2 protein-coding genes are annotated in these 1,005 nt (G+C 55.2%); both read left to right on the forward strand.

Annotation, left to right across the window (positions count from 1 at the left end; all coding sequences use genetic code 11):
• Window positions 1-430: DNA gyrase C-terminal beta-propeller domain-containing protein (locus tag HMPREF1627_RS01945; RefSeq protein WP_034500679.1), on the forward strand; the 430-nt coding region annotated here is incomplete at its 5' end.
• Entirely contained in the window at window positions 427-834 is a 408-nt protein-coding gene (locus HMPREF1627_RS01950; protein ID WP_034500681.1) for a DUF3566 domain-containing protein, read from the forward strand. The genes HMPREF1627_RS01945 and HMPREF1627_RS01950, both read left to right, overlap by 4 nt.
• The last annotated feature ends 171 nt before the right edge of the window (window positions 835-1,005 follow it).

The raw sequence follows: 1,005 nt of genomic DNA on the forward strand, positions 1-1,005 counted from the left end.
CCTTGTCATCACAGAAGGCGGATTCGCCAAGCGATCCGCTATCGACACTTACCCGACGCGCGGCCGCGGCGGCCTTGGCGTCAAGGTAGCGAACCTCGTGGATGAGCGCGGCGACCTCGTAGCTGGCCTTGAAGTCACCGAAGAGGACGAAGTGCTTGTCATCATGGAGAGCGGCAACATCGTTCGTAGCGCGGTAAGCGAAGTTCCGCGCACCGGTCGTAACACGCAGGGCGTGACCTTCGCGCGCCCCTCCAAGGATGACCGCATTATCGCAATCACTAAAAACTTGGAATCACAGTTGGATGACGATTCCGAGGCAGTAGACTCAGGTGATGAGGCCACAGCAACCGCGGAAGCGCAAAACGCAACTGAGGTTGCCGAAGGAGTCGAACCCGATTCCGCGGCGCGAAATGAGGAAGGTGACGAATGAGCGACGCCTCGCGATCTGACGTTCAGCAAGATTGGGAGCAGGACACCCCGCATCAGGTAATGCTGGCAGTTGCCCGAGTTGATCCATGGACCGTCATGAAGGTCAGCTTCATGCTTTCTGTGGCATTTGCAATTGCAACGGTTATTGCGTCTTTTGTGATTTGGCTGATGCTCGATGGCATGCACGTATTTGCCGACATCGAACACTTCCTGGTCAGTATTGGTGCCGAATCGTTCGTCAAGCTACTTGACTACGCTCGCCTGCCGCAGGTGATGTCCATGGCAACTCTTGTGGGTGTGGTAAACATCGTGATCCTCACGGCGCTATCCACGCTAGGTGCGCTCATTTATAATCTCGTCGCTGCGCTTGTGGGCGGCGTGCGAGTCACCCTCATGGACGAATAACCAACCTGCGAAACGAAAGTGCTGGTCGCTCTAAATCCGTCTAATGTAAGGATTGTCACTGATGGCAGTTTGGAATTGTCCAACTGCGTTGGGTAATCTTATTTGGTGCGAGAGCGCAAGGGCCTATAGCTCAGTCGGTTAGAGCGCTTCCCTGATAAGGAAGAGGTCGCT

It is taken from the genome of Actinomyces sp. S6-Spd3, from assembly GCF_000758755.1.
Lineage (GTDB): Bacteria > Actinomycetota > Actinomycetes > Actinomycetales > Actinomycetaceae > Pauljensenia.

Coding starts and splice junctions, on each gene's coding strand:
- HMPREF1627_RS01950 (WP_034500681.1), top strand. CDS start 427: ATGAGCGACGCCTCGCGATCTGACGTTCAGCAAGATTGGGAGCAGGAC.